This window comes from Actinokineospora spheciospongiae, assembly GCF_000564855.1.
Lineage (GTDB): Bacteria > Actinomycetota > Actinomycetes > Mycobacteriales > Pseudonocardiaceae > Actinokineospora > Actinokineospora spheciospongiae.
The window spans coordinates 1-23,962 of sequence record NZ_AYXG01000232.1 but is presented as its reverse complement, the minus strand read 5'-3'; the positions used below and the strand labels follow the sequence as shown (position 1 = coordinate 23,962).

Genomic DNA, 23,962 nt, shown 5'->3' with positions numbered 1-23,962 from the left:
GCCCACTCCACCGGGCGCCCACTCCACCGGGCGCCCACTCCACCGGGCGCCCACCCCACCTCTACCGCCCTCCCCACCTCACCTCTACCGCCCACCCTGCTGAGTCCACCCATCCCGCCGAGCCCGCCCACCGCGCCCGCTCCGCTGCCACAGCTCCACCATCCCCGCCCCGGCGATCCCCGCGAAGATCATCAACACCACCCCCACCGGCCGTGCGTCGAACGTCGTCCCCGTGTTCGCCGACACCAGGTGCACCACCTCCCCGTCCCCCACCGAGATGTCCACCACCTCCCCCTCCGCGTGCCCGCACGCGTCCAGCAGCGCCTCCCGGGAACCGCCGCCCTGGGTGAACCGGACCCGTTCCGGCCCGGCCGAGGAGCACGACGCCCCCGCCACCACCGTCGCCGAGGCGCTGCTCAGCCCGGTTGCCGCCGAGGACCACTGGCCCAGTCCGCCCGCCAGGGCGAAGGCCAGGGCCAGCACGATGCTGACCGTCGCCGCCACCGCCGATTTCACAACCGGCTCCGGCAGGTTCAGCGGGACGCGCACCCTACGGATCGTCGCAGACGGGGCAAGGGGTCCTGGGTGGGCCGGTCGTGGGCTAGTCGTCGGCCGGGGTGACCTTGCGGATGTAGAGGAGGCGGTCGCCCGCTTCGATGGCGTCGGCCTCGGCGGAGTCGACCCGGTGCAGGGTGCCCGCGCGGACCAGGCCCAGGACGATGTCGGTCAGGTGGCGGGGGGAGCCGCCGACCTCGCTGTCCTCGACCTCGCGCTCGGAGATGGCCAGGCCCTCGTCCGGGGTGATCAGGTCCTCGACCATGCCGACCACGCTGGGGGTGTGGGTGGCCATGCCCAGGAGCCTGCCCGCCGTCTCGCTGGACACCACGACCTGGTTGGCGCCGGACTGGCGCAGCAGGTGCACGTTCTCGGTTTCCCGGACGGCGGCGACGATCTGGGCGTTCGGGGCGAGTTCGCGGGCGGTCAGGGTGATCAGCACCGCCGAGTCGTCCCGGCTGGAGGCCACCACCACCGACTTGGCCCGGGGGACGCCCGCAACCCGGAGCACGTCGGAGCGGGTGCCCGACCCGTGCACGGTCACCAGCCCCAGCATCGACGCCGCGTCGAGCATCGCCTGGTCGGTGTCCACCACCACGATCCGGCTGGGTTCGACCCCGTCGGAGAGCACCGCGCTGACCGCCGAGCGGCCCTTGGTGCCGTACCCGACGACGACCACGTGGTCCCGCACCTTCGACCTCCACCGTTGGATCTTGAAAGCCTGCCGTGAGCGCTCGGTCAGCACCGCCAGGGTGGTGCCGACCAGGATGATGAGGAAGAGGATGCGCAGCGGGGTGATCACCAGGATGTTGATCAGCCGCGCCGAGTCGCTGGCCGGGGTGATGTCGCCGTAGCCGGTGGTCGACAGCGACACCGTGGCGTAGTAGATCGCGTCGAGGAACGAGATCCCGTCCTCGTTGACGTCGCGGTACCCGTCCCGGTCGAGGTAGACGATCATCACCGCGATGAACAGGGCCAGCAGCGCCCACAGCACCCGCCGCAGGATCGAGGCGACCGGGCTGACGCTGCTCTCCGGCATCCGGATGACCCCGACGAGGTCGTGCTCGGCGCGGTCGTTGAGGCTGTCGAACACCCGTTTGGGCTTGATCACCAGTGCCTCCCCCGTGACGTGCGACTCACGGCGGAAGGTTAACCGCCACGCCCCCCGACCGTGTGGTGAGGCTCATCGCCCGCCCGACCCCGGTCGTGGCAGGGTGGGCGCGTGGCCACCACCGACTCCCGCCGGGCGATCGCGCTCGCGCTGCTCCTGGGCACCGCGGGCACGCTGCACTTCGTCGTCCCGAAGCAGTTCGACTCGCTCGTCCCGAAGGAACTCCCCGGCGGCAGGCGCCTGTGGACGTACCTGTCGGGCGTCGCGGAGGCGACCATCGCCCTCGCGGTGGCCGTCCCCAGGACCCGCCGCCTCGGTGGCCTCCTGGCCGCTCTGCTCTTCGTCGCCGTCTTCCCGGGCAACGTCAAGATGGTCGTCGACTACGAGCGCAAGAAGAAGCCGCTGCCCGCCCGCGCGATCGCCTGGGGCCGCCTCCCGCTCCAGTGGCCGCTGGTCACCTGGGCGCTCAACGTCCGGGACTCAGCGCCTCGCTGATGGTGTGCCGGGCGTTCGCCGCCAGGGCGGGGTTGGACGTCCGGTAGTACGGGAGCTGGATGAGGGCGATCGACAGCGCCCAGCCGCGCCCCCGCTCCCAGGTGGCGTCGTCCACCGCCAGTTCCGCCCGGAACACCTCCCGCCCCGCCGGGGACAGCAGGTTCCACGCGACGACGAGGTCGACCGTCGGGTCCCCGACGCCGATCCCGCCGAAGTCGATCACCGCCCGCAACCGCCCGTCGCGGACCAGCACGTTGCCCGGCGACAGGTCCCCGTGGCACCACGCGGGGGCCGCGTCCCCCGGCCCCACCGCCAGGCAGTCGGCCCACACCCGCGCCGCCCCGGCCACGTCGATCTCACCGTCCAGTTGCGCCAGCGCCGCCCGGGTGGGCTCGTCCCGGGTCACCAGCGCCTGCCCGCGCCCCGACTCCGGCCCGCCCGCCGGGTCCACCGCCCGCAGCGCCGCGACGAACCCGGCCAACCCGCGCGCCAACTCCTCATCCACACCTGTGGACAACTGCCCTCGCGCGGCCTCGGACTGTCGGTGCCCGCCGGTAGAATGGAAATCGGGGGGACCCCCGAGAGGTTCGGCATGGGGATCGGCATGCGATTCGGTGGCGGATTTTGTGCCGGGTTCGCCGCTGGGTCCGCTGTTGGGCAGTGAGTTTTCCCCTTTGGACTGTGGGTTTCCCCCTTCGGGCAGGTGTTTTTTCCTTTCGGGGAGCGGGTTTCTGCCGCCGGGGGATGGGTTTCCGGCATCGGGAAGCGGGCTTCCGGGGCCCAGGGGTGGATCTCCGGAGCCAGTGGGTGGACCTGCGGGACCGGTGGGTGGATCTGCGGGACCGGTGGCTGGACCTGCGGGTGGCGTGGTGGTCGGGGGGCTGGGGTTCTCGCCGTCGAGCCAGCGCAGGACGGACCAGGGGAACGGGTAGCCGTGGGCCGGTTCGCCGTGGGCCACCGGGACCGGGACGGCGACCGGCAGGTGCGGCGCCAGGTGGGGGAGCCAGCGCCGCTCCCTGGCCACGTTGTCCACCGCCGCCGGGATGCGGGGCAGGCGGGCCACCAGGGACGGTCCCAGGCGGAACATCGCGTTGTCCGTCCCCGACGAGGTCACCGGCGACACCGGCAACCCGGCCCACCGCGGGAACTGGGTGGTGAGGAGGGCCCGGACCAGGTGGACGTCGGTCGGGACCTCGTCGGGGTGCATCAGCTCACGTCCGCGGACGCCGCGGCCCAGGTGTTGCACGGGCCGGTGCGGTTGTTGGTGAAGCCGTGTTCCTGCCAGGCGCCGTAGTGCTGGGGGGAGCCGTGGTCGCGGGGGACGCCCTGCTGCCAGTCGCCGCGGTTGTAGCCGTCGGCGAGCATCTCGCGGATGACCTTGTCGTTGAAGGAACCGCCGCCGTTCTGGCCCGCGGCGAACCACATGCCGCCGAAGCACTGGGCTTGCAACTCCGAGCGGCGCGACAGCTCCAAGCCCTTCTCGGTCTGGTCGCCCGCTTCGTAGCGGGTGTCCCAGTAGGCGTCGAGGACACCGGACAGGGCCTGGATGTGGTGGCCGAACTCGTGCGAGAACACGGCCAGGTACACCCCGGAGTTGGTGCCGTTCTGCTTCGTCTGCAAGCCCTCGAACGGCATGTAGATGGTGTTGTTCGTCGGGCAGTAGAACGCCGCCCAGGTGCCCTGGCTCGCCGAGCCGCACGGGCTCTCCCAGGTGCTGCCCGAGGGGAACTGCAGCCCCGGGGTGAAGTAGGGCAGCCCCGCCCGCTGCATCGCCGGGGCCCACGCCTGCTCCAGGCACGGCAGGGCGGCGGTGAAGAACTGCTGCGCGCTCTGCGGGTCGGTCCGCCACGCGGGCAGGCTGCACGTGACGTTGCTGGCGCCGTTGGACGCGGAGAACAGCGGGTTGTCGGCCAGCGCGTGCACCGGCCTCGGCCCCGCGGGCGTGGTCGAGGTCTGCGTGGTGGTGGTGCGCGTCGTCGTCCGGGTGGTCGGGTCCGCGGACCGGGTGCCGGTCGTCGTGGTCGTCGAATCGCTCGCCGTCGTGCTCGACGAGCCTCGGGTGGTCGTCGAGGAACCGGGGGAGGAGTACGTGGAGTGGGTGGAGGACGTGGTGGTCGGGTAGCTGTAGCCGATGTCGCTGGGGGAGTTCCGCTTGCGCGCCACGTTGGCGATGCCGACGACGGCCACCCCCGCGATGAGCAGCACCACCAGGCCGATCGCCAGGATCGGCCCGGTGTTGGACTTGCGCGGCGGGTACGGCGGACGCCACATCGGCGGCGGCCCGTACCCCGGCGGTGGCCCGTACCCGGGAGGCGGGGCGTAGCCGGGGGGCGGGACGTACGCGGGCGGACCGTACCCGGGCGGCGGTCCGTACGGTGCGCCGTACGGACCCGTGGGCTGCGGACCCGTGGGCTGCGGACCCGTGGGCTGCGGCCCACTGGGTTGCCGACCCACCGGCTGCTGCCCCGAGGGCTGTGGTCCTGTGGACTGCGGCCCCGTGGGGTGCGGCCCTGTGGGGTGCGGACCGCCGGGCCGGGGTCCGTCGTACCGCGGGCCGCCCTGGTGCGGGCCGGTGGGGAACCCGCCGGACGGCGGCCCCGCCGGGTACGCCCGCGTCCCCTGTGGACCCCGGGGGTACCCCGGTGCCGGTGGCATCGGCCGGGCCACCGGCGGTGGCGCGACGGGCATCGGTGGCGGCACCGGCCCGTGGGGCCCCTGCGGGCGCCACGGCCCGATCGGTGGCTGGCTCATCAACTTCCCCCGTGTCCGACGAACTGCCCCGCACCTTTTCCGCGGAACGCCGGTGAGCATATGGGCGCTGGGCTATCGTTCGCTGCCGTGTTGACGAAATGGGCCGCAGCGATCGCCGTCACTGCCTGCGGCGTGGTGCTGGGGGCGGCGCAGCCGTCCTTCCCCACCCCGCCGACGGACGCGCCGACGATCGACTTCCCGGTCCCCTCGGCGGGTCCGAACCCCGGTGGCGGCTCCGCGCCGTCGATCGCCCCGGTGCCGCCGACCGGTTCCAACGGCAAGCCGGTGCGCCCCCCGGGCGTTGGCGCGCCGCCGTTGCCGCGCAGCGTCAACGTGCAGCTCAAGGTCGAGCGCGACGGCAGCCTGACGGTCCGCGAGCAGGTGATCGTGCAGGCCCGCCAGACCATGACCCGTACCGCCCCGCTGCGCATCGGCGACCGGGTGTTCACCGTGCGCGACCCGCGGGTCGACGGCAGCGGCACCGCCGCGGTCGAGGGTGACAACCTCGTGCTCCGGCTCGGCGAGGGTGCCTCCACGGTCCAGTACACCGTGGACGGTGCGGTGGAGGACCTGGGCGACCACCAGCGGTTCCGCTGGCAGGTCGCCAGCGGCTGGGACTCGAAGCTGGTGCTGGTGCGCGGCTCGCTGCTCACCCCGCGGCGCGGTTCGAACTTCACCTGCCTGGCCGGTGCGGCCAACACCGAGGACCGGTGCGAGTCCGCGCTGACCGACGGCGGCTCCGTGCTGCGCGTGGTGCAGTCGAACCTGGACGCGGGCGCCCGGGTCGACCTCGCCGCCGACCTGCCCGCGGGCACCGTCCCGGCGAACGCCCGGTTCGAGGCCGCGGGCACGACCGCGGCGGCGTTCGCGCTCACCCCGCTCAGCGGCACCGGGCTCGGGGTGGCGCTGCTCCTGCTGCTGGCCGGGTTCGCCGTGCTCTGGCGGGCCCGCTCCCGCGACGCCGCGGCGCTGGGTGCCGACGTCGAGCCGGTGGAGTTGCTCGACAGCGCGGCCGGGCGGGCCGTGTTCGCCTCGCCGGACGGCGTGCTGCCCGGGCAGGTCGGCACGGTCGTCGACGAGCGGGTGGACCCGCGCGACCTCAGCGCCACCGTGGTCGACCTGGCGGTGCGCAACTACCTGTGGATCACCGAGGTCGACGGCGATTGGCAGTTGGTGCGCCGCAACCCGGCTGACGACGCGCTGAGCGGCTACGAGCGGACCGTCTACACCGCGCTGCTGCCCGAGGGCACCGAGTCCGTGCGGCTGTCCGCCCTGCGCGCCACCCCGCCGGACGTCTCCGCGGTCCGCGCCGCGGTCTACGGCGACGCGGTGGCCCACGACTGGTTCGGCCGCAAGCCGACCGGCCTGGGCCCGCTGGTCATCGCGGGCATCGTCGTGTTCGCCCTGGGGGCGGCGCTGACGGTGCTGCTGGGGGTCGTCGGCGGCCCCGCGCTGCTCGGCGTCGCCCTGGCGGTGGTCGGGGTCGGGTTGGTGCTCGGCGGGCGGCTCATGCCGGTGCGCACCGAGCGGGGCAGTGTGCTGCTGCAACAGATCCGAGGAGTTCACACCTATCTGAACACCGCCGACCCCGACTCGGTTGCGGCGGCCGACCGGGAGGTGGTGTTCTCGCGTGGACTGCCCTACGCGGTGGCGCTGGACGACGCCGAGCAGTGGCTGACCCGGTTCGGCGCGCTGGACTCCGCCGCGGACGGTGCCCCCGGCCTGTACTGGTACGCGACGCAGGACCCGGTCGCGGCCACCGACCAGCAGCGGTTCACCGAGCAGTTCCGCGCCTTCCTGACCGGGCTCGACGAGGTGTTCGCCAAGGCGTGACCCACCCCTCGGCAGGCAGGCGACCTACCGGGGCACAGGCGAGTCATCCACAGGCGAACACCGTCGGCTGCCCGCTCGGGCAGCGCTCCCGTAGGCTCGCCGTGTGACCGTTCCCGAGCTGCACCGCTACACCCTGGCCAACGGGCTGCGCGTGGTCCTCGCCCCGGACACGACCTCACCGGTCGTGGGCGTGAGCGTGCACTACGACGTCGGCTTCCGCTCCGAGCCCGAGGGGCGCACCGGCTTCGCGCACCTGTTCGAACACCTGATGTTCCAGGGCAGCGAGAGCCTGGAGAAGCTCGCCCACTTCCGGCACGTGCAGTCCTCCGGCGGGACGTTCAACGGGTCGACGCACCCGGACTACACCGACTACTTCGAGGTGCTGCCGTCGGCGGCGCTGGAGCGGGCGCTGTTCCTCGAGGCCGACCGGATGCGCGCCCCGAAGATCACCGCGGAGAACCTCAAGAACCAGATCGACGTGGTGAAGGAGGAGATCCGCCTCAACGTGCTCAACCGGCCCTACGGCGGCTTCCCCTGGATCATGCTGCCGCCGGTTCTCTACAAGACGTTCCCCAACGCGCACAACGGCTACGGCGGGTTCGAGGACCTGGAGCAGGCGTCGGTCGCCGACTGCGCCGCGTTCTTCGACACCTACTACGCCCCGGCCAACGCGGTGCTGACGGTGGCCGGTGACTTCACCGCGGAGACCGCGCGCGAACTGGTGGAGAAGCACTTCGGCGACGTGCCCGCGCGGCCGCGGCCGCAGCGGCCGTCGTTCGCCGAGCCCGCCCCCGACGGCGAGGTGCGCGCCGACATCGCCGACCGGCTGGCCCCGGTGCCCGCGGTCGCGGTCGGCTACCGCATCCCGGACCCGGTCGCCGACCTCGACGGCTACCTCACCTTCCTGGTCCTCGCCGGTGTGCTCGCCGACGGCGACGGGTCGCGCCTGCAGCAGCGCATGGTCCACGGCGAACAGCTTGTCACCGACGTCAGCGCGGGTTGCGGCATGTTCGGCCCGTTCGAGGCCCGCGACCCGGACACGTTCATCGTGACCGCCATGCACTCCCCGGACGTCCCGGTCGACACCGTGCTGGGCGCTCTGGACGAGGAGCTGGCGAAGCTCGCCGCCACCGCGCCGACCGAGGAGGAGCTGGCCAAGGTCGTCGCCCGCTGGGCCGCGACCCTGCACAAGGAGCACGACCGGCTGGTCAGCCGCACCCTGGCGCTGGGTTCGTTCGAGCTGCTCTTCGGCGACCCGGCCCTGGTCCACGCCCTGCCGGGGAGGATCTCCGCGGTCACCCCGGCCGCGGTGTCCGCCGCCGCCGCGACGCTGCGCCCGGACTCCCGCGCGGTGCTGACGATCTCCCCCGCGGGGAGCGCCGAGTGAGCACCACCCGCACCAGCCCCACCGTTGCCTTCCGAGGAGGAAACCCGTGAGCCGCACCGCCGAGGAGATCGGGCGCACCGAGCTGGGACCGCGTCCGCTCCCGCCGCTCGGCGAGTACCGCGCGGCCACCGACCTGTCCTACGTGGACACCGTGCTGGACAACGGCCTGCGGGTCGTGGCGGTGCGCCAGTCCACGGTGCCGATGGTGGAGGTGCGGCTGCGCGTGCCGTTCGCGGGCGCGGAGCCCCGGCACGCGGCCACCGCCGAGGTGCTGTCGGCGACCCTGCTGACCGGCACCGCCACCCGCGACCGGGTCGGCGTCGACACCGAGCTGGCGCTGGTCGGCGGTGAGCTGGGCGCCTCGGTCGACCCGGAGGTGCTCTCCGTCGGCGGCAACGCCCTGGCCGACGGCCTCGACACGCTGCTGGGGGTGCTGGCCGACGCGCTGACCGGCGCCGTGCACCGCGACGACGAGGTGGCGGGGGAGCGGGCCCGGCTGATCGAGCGGATCAGCATCGCCGGGTCGCAGCCCAGCGTCATCGCCCGCAAGGCGCTGCAGAAGCACCGCTACGGCGACCACCCGTTCACCAGGGAGATGCCCGAGGCCGAGGACGTGGCGCAGGTCGGCGCCGAGGACGTGCGCGCCCTGCACCGCGCCGCGGTGCTGCCGCGCGGTTCGGTGCTGGTGCTCGTCGGCGACGTCGAGCCGGGCACCGCCGTCGCCGCCGCGCGGGCCGCCTTCGCGGGCTGGACCGCCGAGGCGTCCGCCGCGGTGCTGCCGCCGCTGCCCGAGCTGACCCCGGGCGACCTGCTGCTGGTCGACCGGCCCGGTGCGGTGCAGTCGCAGTTCCGGCTCTCCGCGCAGTCGATCGTCCGGACCGACCCGCGCTACCCGGCGCTGCAACTGGCGAACCTGGCCTTCGGCGGCATGTTCTCTTCCCGGCTGGTGGAGAACATCCGCGAGGACAAGGGCTACACCTACCACGCCCGCTCCTACTCGGAGTTCACCCCGGACGGCGCGACGCTGCTGATCGACACCGACACCGCCTCGGACGTCACCGGGGGCGCGCTGCGCGAGATCCGGGCCGAGCTGGCGCGGATGGTGGCGACCCCGCCGGACGCCGCCGAGCTGGAGACCGTCCGCGAGTACGCGATCGGCACCCTGCTCATCGCCACCTCCTCGCAGGGCGGCCTGGCCTCGCAGATCGCCGCGCTGGCCATGCTGGGCCTCGGCGTGGAGTACCTGCTGGGCCAGCCGGGTCGGCTCAAGGCGGTCACCGTGGCGGAGGTCGCCGCCGCGGCGGCGGAGTTCTTCGCGCCCGGCCGGTTCACCGGGGTCATCGTCGGCGACGCCGCGAAGCTCGGTTCCCTGCGGGAGCTCGGCGGGGTCACCTTCCCCTGACCGCCCCCACCCCGTCCACCCAGGCGAGAGATGACCACCGAACCGTTCCAGCTCACCGAGCTCCCCGTCCTGTCCCGCTCGGCCGTCACCAGGGACGAGCTGATCCGCAAGGACGAGGGCGCGCTCGACGCCCTGTGGCAGGCAGGCCTGGTCGTGCTGGTCGACGACCTGGGCCGCACCCCGGTCACCGAGGACGCCACCGCCCTGCTGCCGCGGCGGGCGCGGGAGCTGTCCGCGACCCGCCCGACCGAGGCCCGGCTGCTGGGCCAGGACGGCGACACCGCCTACTGGTCGGTCCCGGCGGACGAGCCCATGCGCGAGGGCGCCGTCGCCCCGCCGAACGCCTGGGGCCTGTGGACCGGGGCGGTGTCGGAGGCCGGTGAGCACTGGCACGACCTGCGGGCCGTGGGCGCCCTGCTCGACGACGCCTCGGCGGGCCTGTTCACCACCGCGGCGGGCCTGGCCAACTGGCACGCCCGGGCCCGGTTCTGCGCCAACTGCGGTTCCCCGGTGCGGGCGGTGGCGGCGGGCTGGGCCACGCACTGCACCGGGTGCGGGCGGGAGGAGTACCCGCGCACCGACCCCGCCGTCATCTGCCTGGTGCACGACGGCCGGGGCGTCAACGGCGAGAGCGTCCTGCTGGCGCGCCAGCCCGTCTGGCCGGAGGGCCGGTTCTCCGTGCTGGCGGGGTTCGTCGAGACCGGCGAGTCCCTGGAGGCCTGCGTGGAGCGCGAGGTCGCCGAGGAGGTGGGCGTCCGGGTCGCCGACGTCCGCTACCTGGGCAGCCAGCCGTGGCCGTTCCCCCGGTCCATCATGATCGGCTTCACCGCCACCGCGGACCCCACCGCGCCGCTGGTCCCGGCCGACGGGGAGATCGAGCAGGCACGCTGGTTCTCCCGGGAGACGGTGCGGGCGACCCTCGCCGCGGGGGGCGCCCTCGACGGCCTGTTCCTGCCGGGGACCACCTCGATCGCGTCCCGGATGCTCACCGGCTGGGCCGCGGCGGGCTGATCCCCGGGCTGATCCACCCGGTTCACGCGCCGCCCAGGGCGGCGGACATCTCCTCGGCGGCCTGGGTCACGATGGCCCGCATCGCGGCCTCGGCCGCCGCGGGGTCCGCGCGGGCCACCGCCTCGGCCACCGCCGCGTGCAGCCGCACCGCCTCGGCCTCGGGCCGCGCGGGCATCAGGTGGTGGTGGGTGCGTCCACTGAGGACTTCGCCGACCACCTCGGCGAGCTGGGTGAACATCTCGTTGCCCGACATGCGCAGCACCAGGTGGTGGAAGGCGATGTCGTGGCGCAGGAACGCCTCCAGGTCGGTCACCGACGCGCGCAGCGACAGCGCCAGCGACACCAGTTGCCCGGCCTGCTCGGGGGTGGCGTTGCGGGCGGCCAGGCCCGCGGCCACCGGTTCCACCGCCGCGCGCAGTTCCGTCAGCGAGCGCAACTGGGCCGCGCGCTCCACCCCGGCCAGCCGCCAGCGGATCACCATCGGGTCGTAGAGGTTCCACTCCGCCCGCGGTCGCACCGTGATGCCCACCCGCCGCCTGCTGGTGACCAGCCGCATCGACTCCAGCACCCGCAGGGTCTCCCGCACGACGGTCCGCGAGACGGCGTGCGACCGCTCCAGTTCCTCGGTGCGCAGGACCGCGCCCGGCGCCAGGTCGCCGTTGACGATGGCCGTGCCGAGTGTGGCGAGCAGTTTCGCGGGTAGTCCTGAGATCACGGGGTGCACTATCGCACTCATATGACCAATCTGCGGCTTTCTCTTGAACAAGTACTACCTTTGGGTTTGACTGGGCTCGTGACTGAGCACACTGTCGTGGTCGTGATGGGCGTCTCCGGGTCGGGCAAGACCACGGTCGCGTCGCTGCTGGCGGACAGGCTGGGCGTGCCCCTGGCCGAGGCCGACGAGTTCCACCCGCGGGCCAACATCGACAAGATGACCTCCGGCGTCCCGCTCACCGACGCCGACCGGGAACCCTGGCTGGCCGCCATCGCCGGGTGGATCGCCGACCGCGCCGCCGACGGCGGCGGGGTGGTCACCTGCTCCGCCCTCAAGGGCCGCTACCGCGACACCCTCCGCGCCGCCGCCCCCGACGTGTGGTTCCTGCACCTCGACGGCTCCCCGGACCTGCTCGCCGAGCGCATCGGCCACCGCAGCGGGCACTTCATGCCGCCGTCGCTGCTGGCTTCCCAGCTCGCCGACCTCGAACCCCTCACCCCCGAGGAGCGCGGCATCCGGCTCGACGTCGCCCACACCCCCGGGGAACTGGTCGAGGCCGCCCTCGCCGCGCTGCGCGGGGGCACCCGGCCGTGACCACCCTCGCCGCCGGGTGGACCGGCACCGACACCCGGCTGATCGGCGCCGCGCTGATCGGCATCGCGCTGATCGTCGTGCTGATCACCCAGGTCAAGCTGCACCCGTTCCTCGCCCTCATCCTCGGGTCCGGCGCGCTCGGCCTGATCGCCGGGATGCCGGTGGACAAGCTGATCAAGAGCTTCAGCGGCGGGGTCGGGACCACGGTCGCCGGGGTCGGGGTGCTCATCGCCCTGGGTGCGATGCTGGGCAAGCTGCTCGCCGACTCGGGCGGGGCCGACCGGATCGTCGACACCATCATCGGCCGGGCCAGTGGGGCGATGCTGCCGTGGGCGATGGCGCTGGTGGCGGTGCTGATCGGGCTGCCGATGTTCTTCGAGATCGGGCTCGTCATGCTGATCCCGGTCGTCCTCCTGGTGGCCAAGCGGACGGGGCAGCCGCTGATGCTGCTGGGCATCCCGGCGCTGGCCGGGCTGTCGGTGCTGCACGGTCTGGTGCCGCCGCACCCGGGGCCGCTGGCTGCGGTGGACGCGGTGAAGGCCGACCTGGGGATCACCCTGGGGCTGGGGCTCCTGGTCGCCGTCCCCACGGTGGTCGTGGCCGGGCCGCTGTTCGGGCGCCTGGCCTCGCGGTGGGTGTCCGCCGAGGCGCCCGGGCACCTGGTGCCGGAGTCGACCGGGGCCTCCGAACGGCGTCCCGGCTTCGCCGCGACCCTGGCCACCGTGCTGCTGCCGGTGGTGCTGATGATGGGCAAGGCGCTCTCGGACATCCTGCTGGACGCGGCCAACCCCGTCCGGCGGGCGCTGGACTTCGTGGGCGACCCGCTGGTGGCGCTGCTCGCCGCCGTCCTGCTGGGGATGGTGACGCTGGGCCGGGCCGCCGGGTTCACCCGGGACCGGCTGCGCGACAGCGTGTCCGCCGCTCTGCCACCCATCGCGGGCATCCTGCTGATCGTGGGGGCCGGGGGCGGGTTCAAGCAGACCCTGGTCGACGCCGGGGTGGGGGACGTGATCACCGGCCTGGCGAAGGACGCCGACTTCTCCCCGATCCTGCTGGGGTGGCTGGTCGCCGTCGCCATCCGGTTGGCGACGGGCTCGGCGACCGTGGCCACGATCTCCGCCGCGGGGATCATCGCGCCGCTGGTCGAGGGGCTGCCGCCCGCGCAGGCCGCGCTGGTGGCGCTGGCGGTGGGCGCCGGGTCGCTGTTCTTCTCCCACGTGAACGACGCCGGGTTCTGGCTGGTGAAGGAGTACTTCGGGCTGTCGGTGGGGCAGACGATCCGCACGTGGTCGCTGATGGAGACGGTGATCTCGGTGACTGCGCTGGCGGTGATCATGCCGCTGAGCCTGGTGTTCTGAGCTCAGGGTCGGGCGTAGGGGGCCGCCGCCTTCCGGGCCGCCATGACCAGGGCCGGTTCGAGCTTGGGCCAGTAGTACTCGTCCTGGCAGGAGTAGGGCGGGAGGAAGCCGTCGCAGCCGCGGTCGTCGCTGTCGCCCACCTCGATGGTGTAGGCGGCCACGCCGAGCTTGTCGTACACCCAGTCCTCGGTGCCGCCCGCGGAGTCGTAGAGGATTTCGCCCGCCTGGCCGGACCGGTAGCCGAGCTTGCCGCCCAGTTCCTCGCCGAAGGCGCGCAGGGCGGCGTCGTTGCCGGTGTGGACGGTGGAGTCGTGGCCCCACGGGAAGATGACCTGGGCGGCGTCGGCGTGCAGGGTGATGAACATGCCGGTGGTGTCGTCAGGGGCCGCGGTGGCGTCGCCGTCCTCGCGCCGGTCCGGGTACAGGTCGGCGATGAGGGCTTCCAGGGCGGAGTTCTCGACCTCCGAGTCGGCGGACGGGCCCAGGTAGACGTCGCTGCACGGGTCGTTCGAGGTGCCGCTCTCGCCGAAGTGGGAGCCCGCGTTGCGGTTGAGGTCCACCCCGGTGCGGCCGACGCCGCAGTCGCGGTGGGAATCGTTGGCGTTCTTGCGCTGCAGGATCGGGGAGGCGCCCCCGGAGGCGACGATGTCGACGCCGTCGGGGTTGGCGACCGGGACGACCCACATCTCCGTGGTGTCCAGCAGCGCGGTGATGGTGGGGTCGGTGCCGTAGGCGTCGACCAGCCGATCGATCCAGCGGTAGGACACCTCGCCGGTGCTGATCTCGCGGGAGTGGATCTGCGAGATCAGGAAGAACTTGGGCTTGGGGGTGGCGGCGCGGGTGCAGTCGCCCTCGGACTTCCTGGTCAGGCAGATGGCTTTCAGGTCGTTGCCGCCGCGGCCCCGCTCCTTGAGCCAGGACGAGCCGTAGGTGAGCACCGAGGCCAGGTCCGGGTGCGCGGCGGCCACGGCGTCCAGGTGGGAGTACTGGGCCGCCACCGTCCGGTAGCCGCCGTAGTAGGTGTCCGGCGCCGCCGCGCGGGCCGACACCGGGGCCACCACCCGCTCCTCGGCGTCGACCGCGAAGCCCATGCCCCGCACCCGGGTGGCGTCGTCGGTGCCCAGGACGAACAGGTCGTCGCCGGAGCGGCGTTCCAGGAGGTCGACGCCGCTGGCCACCAGTTCGGTCGACCGCGCCGCGGCCCCGGGCACCCGGTAGACCTGGTTCGGATCGGACGGTTGCGCACCCGCCCGCGGCAGCGGTGCCAGGGCCAGCAGCGCACCCGCCGCCAGCGCCACGCCCGCCGTGGCGGCTCGGGATCGGCCTGCAGTCATGGGGTGGACGCTAGTCGGGCAGTGACCGACCGGTAGCCGACGGAAGTGGGGAAATCTACACCAGATCGGGTAACAGCAGGTGCAGCAGCATCTCCTCCGGCACCGCCCAGCCCGCGCGGAGGGCATCACCCAACCGGGGGTCCCACGGGGTGGGGCCCGGTTCGGTGCCCAGCGGCGGCAGGTCCAGGCCCTCGGCCCGGGCCCAGTCCAGCGCGGACCGGTAGTCCTCGGCGCCCATCCGCCACGGCGCGCCGTCGGTGAGGGCGAGCACCTGCCCGGTGACCAGCAGGCCCGCGGCGTCGAAGTCGCCGTGCACCCGGAACTGGGCGCCCACCGAGACCAGCCGCGACAGCAGCATCCGCGCCGCGATCCCCAGCCGCCCCGACACGCACACCACGTCCCGGCCGCCCGCGGCCTCCGCCAGGCGCGGGCTCGCGCACACCCACACCACCGTCCGCGCCGTGACCACGTCCACCGAGGCCACGTCCCGCAGCGCCACCACCGACCCGCGCCACAGCACGGTGGAGGTCAGCCCGTCCGCGGCGACCCCGCAGCGCTCCCACAGCCGCCGCTCCTCGGCGGCCGACTTCGGCAGCGGCACCCCGTGCGCCAGCGCCGCCGCGCGCAGCACCAGCGCGGCCACCTTCCGCCCGCGGTCCAGCTCCACCCCGGCCAGCTCCGCGCGCGTCACCCACACCGACGGCACCGCGGCGGGGTCCAGGTTGATCCGGGCCAGGACCGACGCGGCGCGCTCGGCCGGACCCGACAGCCGCTCCGGCGCGACCTTGGCGTAGCGGCGCACCTGGTCCACCCACGCCCCGGCCCACGGCCGGTCGCCCAGCCCCGCCCCCGCCAGCGCGTCGCGCAGCAGCCCGTCGACCCACTCGTCGCGCGACGGACCCGACTCCCCGGCCACGACCTCGCGCCCGTGCACCGCGGCGAGCACGTCGTCCAGTCCACAGCGGAACGCGCTGGCGCGCAGCCGGGCCTGCAGCTCCGCCACCGGGAACGTCTGCCCCACCCCGGCGGTGACCGGCACCCCGAGCAGTTCCGAGACCGCCGCCGCCGACGCCGCGTCCGGGGTCTTGAACCCGAAGCGGACCTGCCCGCGCTGCACCGCCGCCCGCGCCTGCTTCCACAGCACCGCGTACTCGGGCCGCCCGAAGGTCTCCGCCAGGTCGCTCACGGGTCCTCCCGGTCCATCCCGGAGCCGTCCCAGGTGGTGTGCGTGCAGGCCACGCCGTGCCCGGACCTGGGGCGCAGCACGTCGTAGATGTGCATCCGCGGAATCCTCTCCGACACGCCCCAGCCGCTGGGCCAGGTGATCACCCAGTCCATGTCCAGGTCGACCAGCAGCCCCAGCATCCGGGCGATCGTCGGGTCGTCGAGCCGCTCGAACGCCTCGTCCAGCAGCACCAGCCGCAGCGGGGCCAGCCGCGCGGAGGCCACCACCCCGGCCGAGATCGCCCCGTAGAACGCCGCCGCCGCGGCGAACAGCGTCACGTAGGAGATCAGCCGGGTCTCCCCGGAGGAGAGCTGGCGCAGCCGCCGCGAGCGGGGCTTGCCGTCCGGGCCGGTGTCGCGGACGCGGACGGTGAAGGCGAACCAGGAGCGGTAGTCCAGCGCGCGGGCCAGGATTTCGGTGAACCCGCCGGTGGCGGTGTCGCGCTCGGCCTCGATCCGCTCGGTGAAGACCTGCTGGAGCCGGGTGTCCTGCTCCTCGGTGCGCTCGGCGAACGGCAGTCGCAGCAGCTTGATCGCCTCCTGGGTGGGCTCGTCGAGCCAGGCCGCGGGCTGCCAGTCCAGCCGCACGTGCACGCCCTGGCTGGAGCGCGCGGAGTCGAGCACCTCGTTCATCCGCCGGGTCAGGTCCTCGGCGACGGTGATCTGCGCGGAAAGCCGCTCGGCCAGCTCGCGCACCAGGTGCAGCGCGAAGATGCCCTGGTACTGCTCGGAGAGGAACCCGCGCCGCTCGGCGAGCCGGTCGGCCACCCGCCGGGCGGCCACCGCCACCGGGGCCGGGCCCTCCTCGCCGGAGACGACCACGGTGAGGATGCCCGCGTGCCGCTCGGGCAGCACGTTGTGCGTCCCGGCCAGCGACGCCTGCAACCCCTGCAACTTGGTCAGCGCGCTCTCCTCGCCGGGCAAGCGCTTGCTCTCGGCCACGGCCGCCGCGAGCAGTTCGAACGCCTCGGCGTCGGACCCGGGCCGCTGCTCGTCGAGCGCCGCCTCCCACACCCCGGGCGCGGCCAGGGCCTCGGCGAACGAGCGGCCCGCCGCCTCGGCCGCCGCCCGCCTGCCGCCGATCTCGCCGTCGCGGGTGTCGAGCAGGGTCTGCGTCTTCACCACCCGGTTCGACAGCTCCCCGGCGGCCTTGCGCGCCTCCGGCAGCTCCTGGCGCCCGGCCCGGCGGCGGCGCTCCAGCTCGGCGAGCTGCCGCGACACCTCCTCGGCCTCGCCGCCCACGGCGGAGGTCAGCTCGGACAGCGCCGCCGCCTCCCGGTGGAACACCACGCACTTCTCGTCGGCGACGCGCTCGGCCGCCGCGCGGTCGTCGACGGCGGCATTGTGGTCGTGCAGCGCCTCGACCAGGTCGCGGACCGTGCCCGCGCACCGCTTGGCCAGGGCGTCGCGCAGGGTCGCGGCGGCGTCGCGGGCGGCGGTCGCCGAGCGCTGGGCGTGCCGCAGGGCCTCGGTGTCGGCGGTGAGCCCGGCCGCGCCCGCGTCCCGGGACAGCTCGGCCTGCGACGCCGCGACCCGGCCCGCGGCGGCCACGTGCTCGCCCTTGCGCCGGTCGGCCTTGCGGGCGGACTCCTCGGCCTGGGCGCGCGCCTGCTCGGCGGTGGCCCTGGCGCCGATCAGCTCCCGGTCGTCGGGGAACGCGTCGAGGTGGGCGTCCCACGCCGCCACCGCCGCGGTCCGCTCGCGCGCCTCGGCCTCGGCGGTGGCGCGCTCGGCGTGCACCCGCTCCAGCTCGGCGGCCAGCTCGGCGGTGGTGCGCTCGCGGGTGGCCTCGCGGGCACCGGCGCCGACGAACTCGGCGTCCGGTTTGGACAGTGCGCCGCGCAGCACGCCCGCGCGCCAGCGGCCGGTCGACCACACCGCGAGCCCGGGGCCGTCGGCGTCGTACGACACCGACCCCAGCAGCGCCTCGACCACGGCGGCGGCCACCGGGGAGCCGGTCACGGCGGGCACGAGCGCGCCGCTCAGCGGCGAGGCGACGTCGTCACCGGCCGCCGCGAGCACGTCGGCCAGCTCCGGGTCGACGGTGCCGTCCGCGGTGACCCAGGCGGTGAGCAGACCGCTGGCCTGCAACGCCGCCTCCAGCCCGGCCCGCGCGGCGGCGTCGAGACCGGGGGCGAAGTCCACCAGCCGGTAGAACGGGGCGCCGGTGGCCGGGTCGCGCTCGGCGGAGGCGTACGGCGGGGCCGGGGGCGTGGCGTCGACGCCGTTGCGCAGCTCGATCAGCCGCGCCTCGGTCGACTGGATGCGCCGCACCAGGTCGTCGACCACCTGCCGGGCCGCCACCACCCGCTGCCGCAGCCCGGCCAGGTGCGGGGCGGCCCAGGCGCGGGCGGTGTCGCGGGCGGCGCGGGTCGCGTCGGCGGCGGCCAGCACGTCCGCGGCGGTCGGCGGCTGCGGCGGGCGCGGGGCGTGGTCGTCGGCGAACGGCCCGGCCTTGGCCCACGCCGCCGCCCGCTCGCACCACACCTCGGCGGAACCGGCGAAGCGCTGCCTGGCCTCGTTGCGCCTGCCCGCGGCCTCGGTCGCCTCGATCTGCGCGTCGCGGGCCTTGGCCTGCAACCTCTCCAGGTCCTGGCGGTCGCGGTCGAGGCGCAGCGCCCGCTCGTGCAGGCTCATCGCCAGCGCGGCCCGGCCGCCGACCTCGGAGCTGATCGCCTCCACCTTGTCCGCGGCGGCGGCCAGCGCGTCGGCGAGCACGTCCGGGGCGATCTCCGGCGGGGTGCGGCGCTGGATCTCCAGCGGCTCGGCCTCCGGGTCCGGCTTGGCACGCACCCGGTCGGTGGTCAGCCGCGGCACCGGGTCCGGGGCGGTGGGCAGCGGCGGGCACAGGCTCGGGTCGAGCCCCGCGGCCACCAGGCTGACGGTGGTGGTGCGGGCCAGCTCGCCCGCGTCCTCGACGTCGCCGCCGAGCCTGCGCAGCACGGTCAGCACCGTCTCCACCGCGCGGTCGGCGTGGTTGCGCCGCACGGCGGCGTTGTCCAGCGCGGCGGCGGCGGCCTCCCGGGTGCGCTCGACCAGCTTCTCCCGGTCCCGCAGGTCGCGCAGGCCCTGGTAGGCGGGCAGCGACTTGAGCGAGTCGATGCTCGTCTCCAGCTCGGTGTCGCGCTCGTCCAGCTCCGCCACGCGCGCCTCGGCCCCGGCGTGCGCGCGGGTGTCGGCGTCGAGCTTCGCGCGCAGCTTCCGGATCTCGGCGTGCGCGGTGTCCAGGGTGCGCCGCGCGGCGTCGGCCTTGGTGCCCGAGGCGTGCAGGGCGCCCAGCGCGTACCCGGCGTACCCGGTGAGGAAGGCGCCCATCGCCGCGTCGGCCGAGCTGAGCCTGCCGATGTTCTCCCTGATCGACTCCAAGTCCTCGAACGAGGTGGCCAGCTGCTCGACCACGCCCGCGTCCAGCGGCGGCAGCGCGTCGGAGAGGATCTGCTCCAGCTGCCCGTCCTGCACCTTGAGCCCGATGTCGGGGTTGCGCAGGGTGCGCTGCAGGTGCAGCAGGTCGCCGTAGCGGGCGGCGGGCACGCCGTAGACGGTCTCGGCGACCTTCGCCCGGAACGCGGCCTCGTCGTGCACCCGGTCGGCGCCGAGCACCTCGCGCAGCGCGGCCGGGCCCAGCGGGACCCGGTCGGCCGAGGCCAGGGCGAAGTGGGTGCCCACCCGCGACGGGGTGATGAACCGCCACGAGTCGCTGATCTGCTGCGAGGTGGCCGACGCCTTCACCCCGATGCCGCAGGTCAGGTAGTCGTCACCGCCGGTGGGGGTGGTGCGGTGCAGCTCGACCCAGGCGTAGCCGATCCGGTTCGGGCCGCCGTCGTAGTCGTCGAGCATCAACCGGCGGATGGACACCGTGCCCGCGCCCTTGGAACCGAGGTGGCGCAGGTCGCCGTCGAGGCACAGCGGCAGCAGCAGCTCCAGCGTGCGCGACTTGCCCGAGCCGTTGGTGCCCTGGAAGATCGCCCGGCCGCCGGAGAAGTCGAAGGTCTGCTCGCGGTACTGCCAGATGTTGACGATGCCACCGCGGTGCAGCCGCCAGCGGCCGAATCCCGCCTCGGGGGTTGTCACGGAGATCCTTCCTCGTCGAACAGCGACCAGCCGGGTTCGGGGGCCTCGGGCACAGCGGACCGGCCCGGGGTGGCCCGGGTGGCAGGAGTGTCATCGGGCAGCGGCAACCACCGGTGCGCGGCCGGGCTCAACAGCCAGCCCTCGGGGGACTCGGCGATCAGCGTCAGCCGCAGCAGCAGGTCGAGCACGGCGTCCACGAGGTCGTCGACGTTGTCGGTGGCCTGCCGCGACCACGCCGCCGGGTAGTCCTCGATCAACCGCACGCACGTCTCGCGGACGTCCCGCGTGGTCACCGGGACCCGGCCGTCCGGGCGGGGCGCGGCCTCGGTGGCCAGCAGTTCCGGCAGCGCCAGCAGGGTGATCCGGGCGACCGTGCCGGTGGACGGGAACACCACGTCGGTCAGGTACTCCTCCGGGTCGGTCACCGCCACCCCCTCCGCGCGGATCTCGGTGACCAGGCCGAAGCAGCGCTCCAGCAGCACCGACTCCCGCCGCTGCCCCCTGCGCAGCCAGTCGGCCTCCTCGGCGGACAGGTCGCTGTGCAGGGTGACCGGGTTCTCCACCAGCTTGCGCCGCACCGAGTGCTCGACGCCCGCCCCGGACCCGGAGGCGATGAGCGCGGCGGCGCTGGGCGCGTCCGAGGTGCCCGAGAGCAACTGGCCCAGCAGGTCGGTGTGGATGGTGATCAGCGCCTCGGCGCCGGACTCGCCGACCAGGCCCGCCACCGAGCCGTCGGTCTCGGTGATCACGCCCAGGCCGATCAGGTGCCGCAGCGCCGCGGTCAGCGCGCGCCGGTCGGCCAGGTCGTCGACCAGGTCGATGCCCGCCTCCGCCGCCGTGGAGCGGATGTCGGCCACCAGCCGCGACAGCAGGACCTGCCTGCCCACCCCGGTCAGCGCGGCCATGGTCAGGCAGAGGTGGGCGTAGGCGCGCGGGGTCAGGCCCGCCTCGCCGCGGGTCGGGTCGTCGCCCGCGCCGACCTTGTGCAGGCGGGCGAAGCGGCGCTCGACCACCAGCCGGTAGCCCAGCAGCGCGGCGAACATCTCCTGCAGCGTCACCCGGTGCCGGTAGACCAGCGGCAGCAGGTCGCCGTCCGGGCCGCCGACGCGCAGCAGCGGGTGGCGCAGCAGCACCTTCGCGCAGCGGGCCACGTTCGCGGCGTCGATGTCCGACAGCTCGGTGAGCGCGGCGGGGACGCGGGAGCGGGTGTCAGCGCGCATCGCGGGCCGCCCTGGCGGTCTGGACGCGGGCGATGTCGACGGCGGTGTCGCGCAGGGTCAGCGTGCCCGACTCGCTGCGGATGTCGGTGGTGCGGCCCGGCGCCGGGGTCAGCCGCAGGGTCAGCCCGCGCACCTGGTCGGTCGCGCTGCCCGGGTCGGCGGCGCCCTCGCGCTGGGCCATGGCCAGGGTCAGCAGCTCGCAGAGGGCGCGCAGCGCGGGCGCGGACAGCACGGCGCCGTCGATGCCGTCGGCGCGCGCCGCCGCGGCGGCCAGCTCGGCGGCGGCGGCCTCGCGGCGCTCGTCGGCCGCGCGGGCCGCGGCGAGCAGGCCCTGCTCGGTGATCGGGTCGTCCATGATCCGCGAGGTGCGCCCGCGCGCCCCCCGGTCACCGCGGCCGCGCACGCTCACCGACACGTCCACCGCCGGGCCGTCGGCCCACGGGGTGTGCTCGTCGTCGCCGTCGTGCTCCGGGGCGGGCAGCAGGTTGCGCGCCGAGTGCAGGCCGAACGCCCCCGCGTACAGGGCGTGCGCCTCGTCCGGGGTGGCCCGGTCGAACCAGCCCGCCAGCCGCACCAGCTCCGCGCGCCTGCTCGGCAGCAGCCCGCCGCCGGTGGTGGCCCGGCGCACGGTGGCCAGCAGCGCGCCGATGGCCCGGGTGGTGGCGTCGCGCAGCGCGGTGACCTGGCTGGGGTTGCCCGGCCGGTCGGCGAACCAGTCCGCCAGCTCCTGCCAGTCGGCCTCGCCGCGACCGCGGGTGCGCTCCACGGCCGCGCCCAACTGCTCGGCGGGCCGCAGCAGCGCCAGCAGCCGCGCCCGGTGCGGGGCCAGCCCGGCCAGCGCCGCCGCGATCGTCGGGGTGTGCCGCAGGACGTCCTCCACGACGAGCTGGATGTACTCCACCAGCAGGTTGCGGAAGCCGGAGATCTCCTCGGGCGCCAGGTGGTGGCGGGTCAGGACCTGACCGAGGTAGGCGTAGAAGTCGCGGACCGTGGCGGCCAGCTCCGCGTGCTGCAGAAACAGCGTGGTCACCCGCTCGGCGAGCTGTTCGCGGGCGCGGCGGGCGGGCAGCGAACCCGGGTCGCGGTCGGAACGGGCGATCGCCGTCGCCAATGCCTCGCCCAGCTCGCCGAGGCCGCGCTCGATCGCGGGCAGCAGCTCCCGGGACACCTCGCGCGCCCCCTCGGGCACCCGCAGCAGCTCGTCCACGTCGCGCTGCACCCGCACCGCCAGCTTGCCCACCTGGTAGCGCATCGAGCCCTGCAGGAACTCGGCGATGCTCGACGCGATCGTCTCCCGGCGGCCGTGCACCAGGTTGCCCCACTCGACGAGCTGGCGCAGCCGGGGGATCACCACGTCGACGTGCGACTCGCCGACGTCGATCGACCCGTCGCGCTCGGCCGCCGCCAGCGCCGAGGACACCTCGCCCGCGGACAGGTCGGCCAGCAGCGTCGAGGTGAACAGCCGCATGATGGCCAGGTAGGTCCGGTGGTGCTCGCGGGGTTGCAGGTAGGCGTAGAGCTGGAGCCTGCGCTGGGCGTCGGCGCCCGGTCGGGTCTCCTGGTCTGCCTCCACGGCGGGCCACGATAGCCGCAGGCACCGACACCCGCGCGGGCCGGGCGGGCTCCCGCGATACGGTTTCGCCTGCCCGGGGGACCACCGCGCCACCGGGACCGCGGCCCGGGAACCCGGAGACCACAGCACCGGAAGACCCGCGGCACCGGAAGACCTCGGCCAGGAGGGGGAGCCATCGTGTCGGCGGCGCGCGCGCTCGGCCTGCTGCTCGGCTTCGCCGCCGACGTCGCCCTCGGCGACCCGCGCAGGCTGCACCCGGTCGCCGGGTTCGGCGGCGCCGCCCAGCGCCTGGAGCGGGTCCTGCACCGCGACGCGACCGCCCCCGGCGTGGTCTACACCGCCGTGCTCGCCGGTGGCGCCGTCGGCCTCGGCGCCCTCGCCGAGCGCGCGGGCCGAGGCAGGCCGCTCACCCGGGTCGCCACCACCGCCCTGGCCACCTGGGTCGTGCTCGGCGGCAAGTCGCTGGCCACCGAGGGCGCGCTGATCGGCAAGCACCTCGACGCCGGTGAGGTCGAGGACGCCAGGGCCCGGCTGCCGCACCTGTGCGGCCGCGACCCGCGCACCCTCGACGCCCCGGCGATGGCCCGCGCCACCGTGGAGTCCGTCGCCGAGAACACCTCCGACGCCGTGGTCGCCCCGCTGGTCTGGGGCGCGCTGGCCGGGGTGCCCGGCCTGCTGGGCTACCGCGCGGTCAACACCATGGACGCCATGGTCGGGCACCGCTCGCCGCGGTACCGCAACTTCGGCTGGGCCGCCGCCCGCCTCGACGACCTGGTCAACCTGCTGCCCGCCCGGCTCGCCGCCGCCCTCACCGTCGCGGGCGCCCCGGTCGTCGGCGGCAACCGGCGCGGCGCCTGGCTGGCCTGGCAGCGCGACGCCGACGCGCACCCCAGCCCCAACGCGGGCCGGGTCGAAGCCGCTTTCGCGGGCGCCCTGGAGGTCCGCCTCGGCGGGCGCACCGTCTACCCGTACGGGGTCGAGGACCGCCCGGTCCTCGGCGACGGCCGGATGCCCGACGCGGGCCACGTGACCAGGGCCGTCGAACTCTCCCGGGTGGTCGGCGTGCTCACCGCCGCCCTGGCGGCCGCGGTGGCCCTGCTCGCCCGCGACCGGTAGGCCCAGGGCCTGCCCGCAAAGCCGGCCCCCCACCCGGCGGCCCGGCCGTGCCACTGCCCGGCGTGGATGTGCTCGGCCAGCCGACCACCCCCGACAAACCACCGGCCCGGCAAGCGAATGCCCGCGTGGGCGGATGCGCTTGTCCAGCCGACCACTCCACAAACCGCCGGCCTGGCGAGCGGACTGCCCGGGTGGGTGGATGTGTTTGGCCG

The 23,962-nt window shown here is 74.8% G+C and carries 18 protein-coding genes and 1 pseudogene; 8 read left to right on the top strand and 11 right to left on the bottom strand.

The genetic code is table 11. From position 1 onward, the window contains the following. Positions 1–84: 84 nt before the first annotated feature. Positions 85–549, bottom strand: coding sequence for a hypothetical protein (locus tag UO65_RS33845; protein ID WP_152552347.1), 465 nt, complete (start codon positions 547–549; stop codon positions 85–87). Between the two features lie 52 nt (positions 550–601). Beyond that, positions 602–1,666: a potassium channel family protein gene (locus UO65_RS29950; RefSeq protein ID WP_035289330.1), complete on the bottom strand. Its 1,065-nt coding sequence runs from the start codon at positions 1,664–1,666 to the stop codon at positions 602–604. A gap of 111 nt (positions 1,667–1,777) precedes the next feature. Between UO65_RS29950 and UO65_RS29945 the strand changes: the two genes are divergently transcribed. Further along, complete coding sequence (locus UO65_RS29945; protein WP_035289329.1) at positions 1,778–2,161, top strand: DoxX family protein; 384 nt, start codon at positions 1,778–1,780, stop codon at positions 2,159–2,161. Here the strand turns inward: UO65_RS29945 and UO65_RS38470 are convergent. The 3 genes and pseudogenes from UO65_RS38470 to UO65_RS34095 all read right to left on the bottom strand — a co-directional run bounded on the left by UO65_RS38470 (position 2,133) and on the right by UO65_RS34095 (position 4,432). Further along, the gene (locus tag UO65_RS38470; RefSeq protein ID WP_233427895.1) at positions 2,133–2,678 is read right to left on the bottom strand and encodes a phosphotransferase; all 546 of its coding nucleotides are present in this window, start codon (positions 2,676–2,678) and stop codon (positions 2,133–2,135) included. The genes UO65_RS29945 and UO65_RS38470 overlap by 29 nt on opposite strands. 372 nt (positions 2,679–3,050) lie before the next feature. Continuing rightward, positions 3,051–3,368: pseudogene (locus UO65_RS38465) on the bottom strand (phosphotransferase); the annotation flags it as partial. Continuing rightward, positions 3,368–4,432, bottom strand: a complete 1,065-nt coding sequence (locus UO65_RS34095) for a neutral zinc metallopeptidase (RefSeq protein ID WP_152552346.1) — start codon at positions 4,430–4,432, stop codon at positions 3,368–3,370. The gene UO65_RS34095 and the pseudogene UO65_RS38465, both read right to left, overlap by 1 nt. Positions 4,433–4,999: 567 nt before the next feature. On the opposite strand from UO65_RS34095, the gene UO65_RS29930 reads away from it, so the two are divergent. From UO65_RS29930 to nudC, 4 genes are all read left to right on the top strand, one after another. After that, the gene (locus UO65_RS29930; protein WP_035289323.1) at positions 5,000–6,745 is read left to right on the top strand and encodes a DUF2207 family protein; all 1,746 of its coding nucleotides are present in this window, start codon (positions 5,000–5,002) and stop codon (positions 6,743–6,745) included. Positions 6,746–6,848: 103 nt separating this feature from the next. Beyond that, positions 6,849–8,132 (top strand): M16 family metallopeptidase, encoded by a 1,284-nt coding sequence (locus UO65_RS29925; protein WP_035289321.1) that lies wholly within the window; start codon positions 6,849–6,851, stop codon positions 8,130–8,132. Positions 8,133–8,178: 46 nt separating this feature from the next. Then, a complete protein-coding gene (locus UO65_RS29920; protein WP_035289319.1) occupies positions 8,179–9,534 on the top strand; it encodes a M16 family metallopeptidase in 1,356 nt (451 codons plus the stop codon). Between the two features lie 30 nt (positions 9,535–9,564). Next, positions 9,565–10,545 (top strand): NAD(+) diphosphatase, encoded by a 981-nt coding sequence (nudC, locus tag UO65_RS29915; protein ID WP_035289318.1) that lies wholly within the window; start codon positions 9,565–9,567, stop codon positions 10,543–10,545. Between the two features lie 22 nt (positions 10,546–10,567). Here nudC and UO65_RS29910 read toward each other — a convergent pair whose 3' ends face one another. Next, positions 10,568–11,281: a FadR/GntR family transcriptional regulator gene (locus UO65_RS29910; RefSeq protein ID WP_035289316.1), complete on the bottom strand. Its 714-nt coding sequence runs from the start codon at positions 11,279–11,281 to the stop codon at positions 10,568–10,570. Between the two features lie 84 nt (positions 11,282–11,365). Here UO65_RS29910 and UO65_RS29905 point away from each other — a divergent pair, with 84 nt between their 5' ends. Further along, on the top strand, positions 11,366–11,854 hold the full coding sequence (locus UO65_RS29905) for a gluconokinase (RefSeq protein WP_035289332.1): 489 nt from the start codon (positions 11,366–11,368) through the stop codon (positions 11,852–11,854). Then, positions 11,851–13,212 (top strand): GntT/GntP/DsdX family permease, encoded by a 1,362-nt coding sequence (locus UO65_RS29900; RefSeq protein WP_035289314.1) that lies wholly within the window; start codon positions 11,851–11,853, stop codon positions 13,210–13,212. The genes UO65_RS29905 and UO65_RS29900 overlap by 4 nt, the downstream gene beginning before the upstream one ends. Positions 13,213–13,214: 2 nt before the next feature. Here the strand turns inward: UO65_RS29900 and UO65_RS29895 are convergent, their stop codons facing one another. From UO65_RS29895 to UO65_RS29875, 5 genes are read right to left on the bottom strand one after another with little or no spacing between them, the layout of a single operon-like run. Next, positions 13,215–14,546: a M14 family zinc carboxypeptidase gene (locus UO65_RS29895; RefSeq protein ID WP_035289312.1), complete on the bottom strand. Its 1,332-nt coding sequence runs from the start codon at positions 14,544–14,546 to the stop codon at positions 13,215–13,217. A 55-nt stretch (positions 14,547–14,601) separates the two neighbouring features. Further along, entirely contained in the window at positions 14,602–15,732 is a 1,131-nt protein-coding gene (locus tag UO65_RS36395; protein WP_035289310.1) for a TIGR02679 domain-containing protein, read from the bottom strand. Beyond that, positions 15,729–19,841: a TIGR02680 family protein gene (locus tag UO65_RS29885; protein WP_035289307.1), complete on the bottom strand. Its 4,113-nt coding sequence runs from the start codon at positions 19,839–19,841 to the stop codon at positions 15,729–15,731. Before UO65_RS29885 ends, UO65_RS36395 begins: the two co-directional genes overlap by 4 nt. Next, positions 19,838–21,061 (bottom strand): TIGR02678 family protein, encoded by a 1,224-nt coding sequence (locus UO65_RS29880; protein WP_052021992.1) that lies wholly within the window; start codon positions 21,059–21,061, stop codon positions 19,838–19,840. Before UO65_RS29880 ends, UO65_RS29885 begins: the two co-directional genes overlap by 4 nt. After that, positions 21,051–22,634 (bottom strand): DUF2397 domain-containing protein, encoded by a 1,584-nt coding sequence (locus tag UO65_RS29875; RefSeq protein WP_035289304.1) that lies wholly within the window; start codon positions 22,632–22,634, stop codon positions 21,051–21,053. Before UO65_RS29875 ends, UO65_RS29880 begins: the two co-directional genes overlap by 11 nt. A gap of 177 nt (positions 22,635–22,811) precedes the next feature. Here UO65_RS29875 and UO65_RS29870 point away from each other — a divergent pair, with 177 nt between their 5' ends. Beyond that, positions 22,812–23,750 carry a cobalamin biosynthesis protein gene (locus tag UO65_RS29870; RefSeq protein ID WP_035289301.1) on the top strand — a complete coding sequence of 313 codons (939 nt, stop codon included), beginning with the start codon at positions 22,812–22,814 and terminating at the stop codon, positions 23,748–23,750. Positions 23,751–23,962: the final 212 nt, after the last annotated feature.

What these genes read in the sequence shown, in the direction of transcription:
- nudC (WP_035289318.1), top strand. Translation starts at nt 9,565, where the DNA reads ATGACCACCGAACCGTTCCAGCTCACCGAGCTCCCCGTCCTGTCCCGC.
- UO65_RS29880 (WP_052021992.1), bottom strand. Translation starts at nt 21,061, where the DNA reads ATGCGCGCTGACACCCGCTCCCGCGTCCCCGCCGCGCTCACCGAGCTG.
- UO65_RS29910 (WP_035289316.1), bottom strand. Translation starts at nt 11,281, where the DNA reads ATGAGTGCGATAGTGCACCCCGTGATCTCAGGACTACCCGCGAAACTG.
- UO65_RS34095 (WP_152552346.1), bottom strand. Translation starts at nt 4,432, where the DNA reads ATGTGGCGTCCGCCGTACCCGCCGCGCAAGTCCAACACCGGGCCGATC.
- UO65_RS29905 (WP_035289332.1), top strand. Translation starts at nt 11,366, where the DNA reads ATGGGCGTCTCCGGGTCGGGCAAGACCACGGTCGCGTCGCTGCTGGCG.
- UO65_RS29895 (WP_035289312.1), bottom strand. Translation starts at nt 14,546, where the DNA reads ATGACTGCAGGCCGATCCCGAGCCGCCACGGCGGGCGTGGCGCTGGCG.